Here is a 2,745-nt window from a genome sequence, read left to right on the forward strand (position 1 = left end):
ACAACCCATCTGCCCGGCCCGTTCAGCCTCGTCCCGTTCGTGAGTGTTGATGATATGATGAAGCTTGTGATCGACATCGGCGTGGAGCAGATGCTTAGCGAACTGGCCGACGAGATCGAGACCGACTTCCGCCGCTGGGAGATGTTCGACAAGACACCGCGTGTCGCTGCGCATTCGGAGCAAGGCGTGATCGAGTTGATGCCAACATCGGACGGTGAGGCCTATGGCTTCAAATACGTAAACGGCCACCCCGGAAATACGCATAGCGGGCGCCAGACGGTCACAGCTTTCGGCGTTCTGGCAGATGTAGCGAATGGCTACCCTCTGCTGCTGTCGGAGATGACATTGCTGACAGCGCTGCGGACGGCGGCCACATCGGCGATGGTGGCCAAACACCTGATGCCGAAGGGTGCCAAAACCATGGCGATGATCGGCAACGGCGCACAATCGGAATTCCAGTCGCTGGCGTTCAAAGCCGTCTGTGGCATCACCCGTGTGCAGATGTACGATATTGACGCCAAAGCGACCGCAAAGGCGATGAGAAATCTGAAAAACAGCGGTCTGGAAGTTGTGGCGTGCAAAACCCCGGAAGACGCGGTTCATGGCGCTGAAATCATCACCACTTGTACCGCTGACAAACAATACGCCACAATTCTGACCGACAATATGGTCGGTGCTGGCGTGCATATCAACGCCATCGGTGGCGACTGTCCGGGTAAGACAGAGCTGCACCGCGATATCCTATTACGTTCCGACATTTTCGTTGAATTCCCCGAGCAGACACGAATCGAGGGCGAGATCCAGCAGCTCGACCCCGACCACCCCGTCACCGAGATGTGGCAGGTCATCAACGGTCAGGCAGCGGGCCGCACCTCTGACCGTCAGATCACCTTGTTCGACAGCGTAGGCTTTGCCACCGAGGATTTCAGCGCGCTGCGCTATGTGCGCGAGCAACTGAAAACGCGGCCCTATTTTACAAACCTTGATCTTTTGGCTGATCCTGACGATCCACGCGATTTGTTCGGGATGGTCATGCGCAAACAGGCCAAGATGGCGGCGGAATAAACCATGACCGATGCTTTCCTGACCAACAGCGATATCGCCGAGTTGACCGAGTGGCGGCGCGAATTGCACCGCCATCCCGAACTATCGGGCGAGGAAATCGAGACCGCACGCCGTGTTGTCGACATGCTGAAGGCAACCACACCAGACGAGATCATAACCGGTTTGGGCGGTCACGGTGTCGCTGCAGTTTATGAAAGTGGCAGGGAGGGCCCCGCCGTTCTGCTGCGGTGCGAGTTGGACGGCCTGCCGATTGAAGAGTTGAACCCTGATCTACTCTACCGCTCGACAGTAGCTGGCAAGGGACATTTGTGTGGCCATGACGGACATATGACAATCATCGCCGCAACCGCCCGCTGGCTGGGCCGCAACCGGCCTGACCGAGGGCGGGTCATCTTGATGTTCCAACCCGCCGAAGAGGACGGGTCAGGTGCGCAAAAGATCATCGACGATCCACGTTACGGCACGATCACACCGGATTATTCTTTTGCCCTGCACAATTTTCCCGGTGTACCGCTGGGGCACGCCGCTCTGACTGCAGGGCCGATGAACTGCGCCTCGCGGGGCATGCGCGTGCGCCTGACGGGCCGCACCGCACATGCATCACAACCTGAAAACGGCCTCTCCCCCGCGCCGGCCCTTGCCAGCCTCCTGACCAGCCTGCCCGCACTCGGGCTTGGGGATGACGCAGCTGATCCTGAATTCGCCCTTGTCACTGTGACACATGCGCATCTGGGTGAGCAGGCCTTTGGCATTGCCCCTGGTGCTGCGGAAATCTGGGTGACGCTTCGCACGCAAAAAGACGGGGCCATGAACACACTTGTCGCGCAAGCCGAAGCGCTGGTTACACAGGCCGCAAACGCCAGCGGGTTGCATCACGACATATCCTATGATGACATCTTCAATCACTGTGAAAACGAAGAAGAGGCCACACAGCTTTTGTCAGACGCGCTTGAAGCGGAAGGTATCCCAATGGCGCGGGCGGAGTTTCCGATGCGCGGATCAGAGGATTTCGGCCGCTTCCGCACCTCGTCCAAATCGGCGATGTTCCTTCTGGGCTCTGGCACAAACTGCGCCAACCTGCACAATCCTGACTTCAATTTCCCAGATGATCTGATCGGGGTCGGGGCGCGGGTTTTTGTCAGGGCGCTCAAAAACCTGTGTTACGATAAGGAATAGATAAAGGGTGGCTTTGTTAAAGGTGCTGCCCCTTTTTCACTTTATCAGATTGCGGGAACACTTCTTGCCCAAGCGCTCGCTGGCTCCGCCGGTATCCCGCTCATCGCCACCAGCTACGGCATCTGTCAGAAAGCGGGCCATCAGGGCGATTTTCTTCGGACATTGTCCGAGAGTGTGGAAAAAGCAATCACTTGCGCACCCTGCGTTTTCTTCATCGATGAACTGGATTCGTTTTCCAAACTATCTGTCTCCCACCGGCACTCCGGCTATGTCGCAGGCATCGTCAACGCCCTGCTCGAACACCTCACAAAGCTTAATAACACTGCTGGTGTCATCGTTCTGGGCGCAACAAATCTGCCAGAGAACGTGGATCCTGCAATTATTCGCCCCGGGCGTTTTGATCGGCATACGGCGCTTGAGAACCCCGACCGCGCGGGGATCAAACGTATCTGCGAGATCGAGCTGGGTGCAAGCGCTCTGGATCTGGATCTCGATCTTGCGCCT

The 2,745-nt window shown here is 57.5% G+C and carries 3 protein-coding genes; all 3 read left to right on the forward strand.

Going from position 1 to position 2,745, the window contains the following annotated elements; genetic code table 11:
• Positions 1-9 precede the first annotated feature (9 nt).
• On the forward strand, positions 10-1,065 hold the full coding sequence (locus ABYT07_RS20290) for an ornithine cyclodeaminase (RefSeq protein WP_372993818.1): 1,056 nt from the start codon (positions 10-12) through the stop codon (positions 1,063-1,065).
• Between the two features lie 3 nt (positions 1,066-1,068).
• Positions 1,069-2,241 (forward strand): amidohydrolase, encoded by a 1,173-nt coding sequence (locus ABYT07_RS20295; RefSeq protein ID WP_372993817.1) that lies wholly within the window; start codon positions 1,069-1,071, stop codon positions 2,239-2,241.
• Positions 2,242-2,289: 48 nt separating this feature from the next.
• Positions 2,290-2,745, forward strand: a 456-nt coding sequence (locus tag ABYT07_RS20300; protein ID WP_372993819.1) for an AAA family ATPase, incomplete at its 3' end; no start/stop codon positions are given.

Origin of the sequence: Sulfitobacter sp. (assembly GCF_041552635.1) — a bacterium.
Lineage (GTDB): Bacteria > Pseudomonadota > Alphaproteobacteria > Rhodobacterales > Rhodobacteraceae > Sulfitobacter.